Below are 6,801 nucleotides of genomic sequence, written 5' to 3'. Positions count from 1 at the left end.
AAAAAAAAACCGCCGTAATTATGGCGGTTAAAGGCTTTAATCATTATAGTTATCAAGAAAAATTCATCCGAAATTTGCGAGTTTAAAATTTGTTAGACAAGTTTTTAACGGACTCTCTTAGGCGCTCATTAAGATCTTTATTTACAGAAATAAATTTCTTAAAATACCGATAATGACCATTTCTAAGAAGCAGTGAAGATTGCTTTTGTCCATATGGGCGAACATAAAGTGAATAAAGTTGTCGCTGTTCGGCTGTAGTGGATTTGTTTAACTGTGTGAAGTTCAGCTTTTTGAATCCAATTTTAATGAGACTCTGTAAATCACTTATATTATGGGTGAGATTACTTAAGCGAACTTCAGCTCTTAAACGCCATTCCTTTTGAGGAAGCGGTTGCTTGTTATGGTCTGTCTTTTTAAAATAGAAGTGATAATACAGATCATCTGTGCGGTAATCATTCACGCCTATATTGAACCCTTTGAGCAATAGTTGTTTGAGTTTAAAGGGCTCAAAAGGGATACTTTTATTTTCACCTTTTAACCTAAAAACACGAATGCTATGCACATCCGCATCAAACTTAATGGATTTGAATAGAGCCGTTAATAATTCAGACGGAGCATTGTAGAAGTCATGTGCAAGCTCAATACATGTGATTCTGAAATCATGAGCACCGTAGTGCTCTGTTAGGGCATGAACGATCTTGCCAATCACTTTCTTATTTATCACATCATGAATGCGAATGTTATAAACATTTAAATATGAGTTTTGGGGGGCGGTGTTGAGAGCCATTTCTCGCTCTTCGATAATAAAATGCTTTTTGCCGATTTTTTCTGTTAAAAACTTTTTGATATAGCTTCTTTGTGTTGGCGTAGTAGTTTTAAAGCTAAGATTTAGAAAATCAATTTGTGATGTGATTTTAATAAATCTTTGTTCCACCACAATAACCGAACCATTTATGAATGTTAGAGTTTTCGGTTTGAGCTTCTTACGATCAAACTCATAGTTATGAATATTGCTTTTTTCAATTACCTCTTGAGTTTCGGCTTGAATAACGGCGTTATTTAGTCTTGATTGATATTTGTCTAGAAGGTCATTTAGGTGTGTATGACTTGATGTCATGGTGACAATGTTGGGACTATATTGCTTTGTGTCCTGTAAGGATTCTGAGAGCATGGGAGTATACGGAAGTTAAGTGAGAGGGAATGTGTGCATTGAAACAATACACACGGATAGTAGTTATTCGACTAGATATTTTTCGTATGCAGTATCAATAAGAAGAGTTTTTAAGCCTTCGTAAATCACCGTATATTCTTTGGTTGAAGAACTCTTTTCTTTAACCTTGAGAATTTCACTCTTTTCTAAAATATCTGCAAATAACTCACTGCTAATGATTGTTAAGTTCATGAATGACTCTTATTCATTGGTAAATGACGGATCAACTCAGCTTTCAATTCATTTGACTCAACCTCAATTTTATTGATCACTAGATAATCCACCATGTAATCAACCGCAAATTGAATTCCTTTTGATGTACTCAGATCGAATGTCCCGTCATTTTCCTCTAAGAGATTGCGAATAGTATCTTCTACAATCTCTGCGGTGAATTTTTCCTTTGTTACTGTGTTAGCAGTATCTAAATTTTCTTTAAGCATTTGCTTTTCCTTCCTGAGGCTCACTTTGATTTGTTTAGGTGAGCGTTAACATAAGCCGCGAGGGCAAGTTTTGTATAACGTCTTTCGCCATTGATGACGTGGACATTAATTTTGTATCCGTCCTGATCTCGGTATTGAGATGGGTTAATCATCAAATACCGATACCAAGCTTTTTGAGAGCGTAAAGGTAGCCATTGGACTAAAAACCTTGCAGCTTCCCAAGTCGTAAATAATTCGTTTTGCATTACTGTTTTGAATCCAGCCATTCAATCAGATCGGCTGTACGCCACGCACTAACACGCTTTGAAAGCTTTACCGGAGCAGGCATATCACCTTTACGGACTAGGTCATAAATTGTTGAGCGTCCTAAAGGTAACAATCCATCAGTTGCAGGACGTGCTTTAATTTTTCGGGTTAAACCACTCTTGGTTTTATAAATACGTGCTTTATGTTCAGCGGTTGTAGCAAGTTGACAGATGCGCCAATATTCACGCTTAAGTAAGCATTTATAGATTTTCGGATCTGATGGTGACATGAATAACTCCTCATCATTACGGTAGTATTTCGTATGATGAGAAGTTTATAAGGTTATTGAAATTGGATTGTTTTTGTGATTATTTTTAATAAAAATGCATAATTTATTTTTATTAAGTTTATGATTTTTTAAAGATATTTATAATATTTTTTTTGAGAATAGTTTTTTTGTAGGGGTTTGCTATACGGAATATGTCATTAATTTTGCTTATATTCAAAGTAGTTTCACCACGCACTAAAAGATTTCTAATTTGTTGATTTAGTACATAGTCTTTAACGCCAGATTCTTCCGTAATAATATGTTTGAGAATGAGGATAAGTTGGTATAAATCCTCTTTAGTATTTTCTTCTCTTCTATCAATAGCATCACAGGTTTTTGGCTTTCTTCGGTACTTGTTCCAGCTATTTGTAGTGATAAATAATTCATCTCTTGAGAACACTTTTGTTCCCCATTTGAAATTTATTTTTTCACATGCTTCTTCTAAATCGCAGTATTCAGCCGTATGTTCTGGAAATAGCTCAAATTCATATATTTTTTTTCCATTTTCAAGCTGAGTTTTTAAAATTTGAATACGGACTTCATTTTCAAGAAATGCCCATTTGAAAACTGGTGTATGAATTAATCCTTCAGGGGTAATGAAATTTTTATATTTTTCTTTATCATTAGCAAACTGATTTTCTACGTGTTTTAGTTTTAAAGCATTCAGTGTTTTTGAAACCACAAGATTATCTTTGTTTCCTAAGATAACTTCTTTTAATTCTTCTGTACTTTCACCAATAAATATTTCATTACCATATTCAATTGAATGAACTAATCCTGAAATATGATCAACTGAAGCAAAATAATTATTCACACGGTAGCAAATTTCCAATTCGCCGGAAGAGACTAAATTGGAAATTTTACTATAACTACCAAGCTTACTTTTTACTTCATCAATTGATATGTATTGCATTAACCGCTACGACGCTTTTGTCCCTAAAGTAAATGCAATGATATTGTTTTCATCTTCTGGTTTAAATACCGATACATCTCCACCTTGACGTAAAGTATCCAAATAGTCTGCCCATAACTGCATCAGCTCACGTCTACGGCGTAAAAACTTAGTTCGGTTGTAAGCTGTACCATTCGGATCACGTACCGTATGTGCTAATTGGTGCTCGATAATATCAATCCGATATTCAAGTTCCTCGCCTAAAATTGTTCGTGCAGTAGCGCGGAAACCGTGCGCCGTGTGCTTGCCTTGATAACCAATTTTATTTAAGGCTTGGCGAACTGTGTCTGAACTCATACTTTCATTTGGGGTCTTAACACTTGGGAAAACAAATTTTGAGGTTGTCCGCATATCTTTAAGTTGATTCAAAATATCGAAAGCTTGACGAGATAGGGGAACAATGTGGTCTTGATGTGTCTTACTTGCACTGAAACAAAGGCGGTGATTCTCAAAATCAACATGCTCCCAGAGTAATTCACGAATCTCATTAGGGCGTTGATAAATATACGCAGATAGTTTTAATGCCAGTTCTGTACGAATTCGAACGCGTGGGTTGTCAGTATGATAACGCCAAATTTTTTGAAGCATCCCCTTTAGCTCGGTTTCATTGACTACCGCATTATGATGTCCCTTGATTGGCTTCGGTAGGGTAATGTCATAAGCTGGGTTATAGGTGATTAGACGCTTCTTGAAAGGCAGTTTTAACACCATACCCATGATGGACTTAACACGGCGAGCCGACTCAAGTGCACCACGCTCTACAAGGCTATTTGTGACATCACGTTCAAGCTGTACGACGGTTAAATCAGTTACAGGTTTTTTACCAATAAAAGGCAATATATCCCGATTCAGTTTGCGAATCGTTTCTCGATCAACTTTTCCTTCAAGTTCACGGAGTTTGAGCCATTCACTTGAAAACTTTTCAAAAGTATTTTCAAGTTTAGTTTTTAGCTCATTTCTATGGTTATTACGTTCTTCTGCAGGGTCGATACCATTGGCAAGTTTTCGCTTTGCTTCATTACGTTTGAGACGAGCTTCTTTTAGACTAATGTTATCTAAAGTACCTAAAGCTAAAGTATTCCTTTTTTGACTGATAGGACGGCGATAATCTAAACGCCAATATTTTGAACCCTTTTCATGAATCAAAAGATATAGCCCACCACCATCAGCATATTTATTTTTGCTGTTCGGATCATAGGCTAGATTTTTAACAGTGGAAGCTGTGAGCTTGTTGGTTTGCTTAGCCAATTGTTTAACCTCATTTGACGGTATAAATTTTAGGAAACACCTAACTCACTCCTCATTATAGTCATCCGCGAGCAGATACCGTCAAAAGTACCGACAAATATGTCGGTTTACTACTGGATTGCACCGTAGTGTACAGGCGTAAAAAAAGGCTTGAACCATTTAGATTCAAGCCTTTCACACTACGGTACAGTCCCGTAGAAATCAAATTTGGCGGTGAGAGAGGGATTCGAACCCTCGATACGCGCAAACGTATACACACTTTCCAGGCGTGCTCCTTAAGCCACTCGGACACCTCACCATTGCGCCGCGATAATAACGAAAAAAAGCCACGCTGCCAAGCTGAAACAATTGATTTAAAGCAAAAGTTTTATCTCGGTGATATCATGGCGAAAAAATAGTGGCACAAAACGAAGACAAAATATGCAAAGTACTGCAAAGAAAGCCGCCTTGCCTGTGATTACCCTCGCAGCGCTTGGGGTTGTATTCGGAGACATTGGTACCAGTCCACTGTATGCCCTTAGGCAATGTTTCCTCACCGCCCATCTCGCTATTAGTGAAGCATCGGTCCTTGGGATTTTGTCGCTGATCTTCTGGTGCATGATGCTGACGATTAGTTTCAAATACGTGACCATCATTATGCGTGCCGACAATAATGGTGAAGGCGGGATTATGTCGTTATTGGCATTGAACCTGCGGACCTCACGTATTGCCGAGAACAAGAAGATTTACCTGATTGCTTTAGGGTTTATTGGTGCATCACTGTTCTTTGGTGATGGCATTATTACCCCGGCAATTTCTGTCCTGTCCGCTATTGAAGGCTTGAGTATTGCGACACCCATGTTTAACCAATGGTTAATGCCTTTAGCCATTGGTATTTTGGCTGGATTGTTTCTGGTACAACGGCATGGTACGGCGACCATGGGTAAATTCTTTGGCCCATTAACCATGGTGTGGTTTTTATCGATTGGTGCACTGGGCGTGTGGAGTATTATCCAGACTCCGTTTGTATTGACCATGGTAAGTCCACATTGGGCTTTTAAATTTATTGTCCATCAACCCTATGTGGCATTCCTGACCATGGGGGCAGTTATTTTGACCATCACCGGTGGCGAAGCTCTATATGCTGATATGGGGCATTTTGGTCGCTTACCGATTCGTCTGGCCTGGTTCATCATTGTTTTACCGTGTCTGCTGTTTAACTATGCAGGACAGGGGGCATTGTTACTGCGTAACCCGGATGCCATTGCCAATCCATTTTATATGCTGGTTCCAGATTGGGCTTTATTTCCCATGATTGGCCTGGCGACTGCTGCGGCAGTCATTGCATCACAAGCGGTGATTACTGGCGTATTCTCCATGACCAATCAGGCGATTCAATTACGCTATTTGCCGCGCTTAACCGTACATCACACTTCGGATGTGGAGCAAGGGCAAATCTATTTGCCGTTCATCAACTGGGTGTTATTCATTTCGGTGGTTATCCTGATTTTGCTGTTTGAAAGTAGTGCCAGTTTAGCCAGTGCTTATGGTGTAGCGGTCACTATGACCATGCTCTGCGGTACGATTTTAATTTCATTTCTTGCTTACGGTTTTTGGCGTTGGCCAGTCTGGAAAGTTATGTTATTTGCCGTACCATTCTTAATGATTGATTTAGTTTTTGTGGCCTCAACCTCATTAAAAATCATTTCTGGAGGATGGGTGCCAATTCTGATCGGCGCTGCGGTGTATACCCTTTTAATGACCTGGAAAGCGGGACGAGAAATTGTACTGGCACGTTTAGAAAAAGATGCTCTACCGATAGATCTGTTTATTAAAAGTATTAGCATGAGCGCGGAAACTCAATTTGTTCCTGGCTCCGCGGTCTTTCTAACCGGTACACCCAATATCGTGCCGCATGCCATGTTGCACAATATCAAGCATAACAAGGTACTGCATGAATTGAATATTATGGTGACAGTCATCACCCGTGATATTCCTTATGTAGCCCAAGAAGAGCGCACTCAAGTTGAAAAACTGGACAATCGTTTTTATCGTATTTCACTGTATTACGGTTTTAAAGATATACCCAATATTCCAGAAGCACTGGAACAGGCCTATCAACAGTTAGGTTTTGACTTCGACATGATGCATATAAGCTTCTTTATTTCGCGTGACCGCCTGATTCATACAGTTGGAGAAGGTTTGTCTCCTTGGCGTGAAAAACTGTTTATTTCCATGCAGCGCAATACCAGTCCAGTCAGCGATTTTTATCAAATCCCCCCTAATCGGGTGGTTGAGCTGGGCAGTCAAATCGAAATCTGATGATTAGAAATGACAGACAATAAAAAAACCAAGATGGAAAATCCTTGGTTTTTTTATCTGGAGGAGAAAAGCCCTG

Annotated in this window: 7 protein-coding genes and 1 tRNA gene; 1 reads left to right on the top strand and 7 read right to left on the bottom strand. The window is 38.7% G+C overall.

What is annotated here, in order from left to right; translation table 11 throughout:
* Positions 1 to 82: 82 nt before the first annotated feature.
* From E0H80_RS15135 to E0H80_RS15105, 7 genes are all read right to left on the bottom strand, one after another.
* Complete coding sequence (locus E0H80_RS15135; protein WP_131367059.1) at positions 83 to 1,117, bottom strand: hypothetical protein; 1,035 nt, start codon at positions 1,115 to 1,117, stop codon at positions 83 to 85.
* 117 nt (positions 1,118 to 1,234) lie between these two features.
* Positions 1,235 to 1,402: a hypothetical protein gene (locus tag E0H80_RS16670; RefSeq protein ID WP_165494324.1), complete on the bottom strand. Its 168-nt coding sequence runs from the start codon at positions 1,400 to 1,402 to the stop codon at positions 1,235 to 1,237.
* Positions 1,399 to 1,650: a hypothetical protein gene (locus E0H80_RS15130; RefSeq protein ID WP_131367057.1), complete on the bottom strand. Its 252-nt coding sequence runs from the start codon at positions 1,648 to 1,650 to the stop codon at positions 1,399 to 1,401. The genes E0H80_RS16670 and E0H80_RS15130 overlap by 4 nt, the downstream gene beginning before the upstream one ends.
* Positions 1,651 to 1,894: 244 nt before the next feature.
* A complete protein-coding gene (locus E0H80_RS15120; RefSeq protein ID WP_131367052.1) occupies positions 1,895 to 2,185 on the bottom strand; it encodes a helix-turn-helix transcriptional regulator in 291 nt (96 codons plus the stop codon).
* Between the two features lie 118 nt (positions 2,186 to 2,303).
* Positions 2,304 to 3,137: a hypothetical protein gene (locus E0H80_RS15115; RefSeq protein WP_131367050.1), complete on the bottom strand. Its 834-nt coding sequence runs from the start codon at positions 3,135 to 3,137 to the stop codon at positions 2,304 to 2,306.
* Positions 3,138 to 3,143: 6 nt separating this feature from the next.
* Positions 3,144 to 4,424, bottom strand: a complete 1,281-nt coding sequence (locus E0H80_RS15110; RefSeq protein ID WP_131367048.1) for a tyrosine-type recombinase/integrase — start codon at positions 4,422 to 4,424, stop codon at positions 3,144 to 3,146.
* Between the two features lie 208 nt (positions 4,425 to 4,632).
* Positions 4,633 to 4,722, bottom strand: a tRNA-Ser gene (locus tag E0H80_RS15105).
* Positions 4,723 to 4,844: 122 nt separating this feature from the next.
* On the opposite strand from E0H80_RS15105, the gene E0H80_RS15100 reads away from it, so the two are divergent.
* Positions 4,845 to 6,725, top strand: a complete 1,881-nt coding sequence (locus tag E0H80_RS15100) for a potassium transporter Kup (RefSeq protein WP_131367046.1) — start codon at positions 4,845 to 4,847, stop codon at positions 6,723 to 6,725.
* Positions 6,726 to 6,801: the final 76 nt, after the last annotated feature.

The organism is Acinetobacter sp. ANC 4779, from assembly GCF_004331055.1.
Classification (GTDB): Bacteria; Pseudomonadota; Gammaproteobacteria; order Pseudomonadales; family Moraxellaceae; genus Acinetobacter.
Note: the sequence above shows the minus strand (reverse complement) of the source record. Positions and strands in the feature narration are given on the sequence as shown.

Bases quoted from the DNA above. Each gene is read 5' to 3' on its own strand.
- E0H80_RS15135 (WP_131367059.1), bottom strand. From the start codon at position 1,117: ATGACATCAAGTCATACACACCTAAATGACCTTCTAGACAAATATCAA.
- E0H80_RS16670 (WP_165494324.1), bottom strand. From the start codon at position 1,402: ATGAACTTAACAATCATTAGCAGTGAGTTATTTGCAGATATTTTAGAA.
- E0H80_RS15130 (WP_131367057.1), bottom strand. From the start codon at position 1,650: ATGCTTAAAGAAAATTTAGATACTGCTAACACAGTAACAAAGGAAAAA.
- E0H80_RS15120 (WP_131367052.1), bottom strand. From the start codon at position 2,185: ATGTCACCATCAGATCCGAAAATCTATAAATGCTTACTTAAGCGTGAA.
- E0H80_RS15115 (WP_131367050.1), bottom strand. From the start codon at position 3,137: ATGCAATACATATCAATTGATGAAGTAAAAAGTAAGCTTGGTAGTTAT.
- E0H80_RS15100 (WP_131367046.1), top strand. From the start codon at position 4,845: ATGCAAAGTACTGCAAAGAAAGCCGCCTTGCCTGTGATTACCCTCGCA.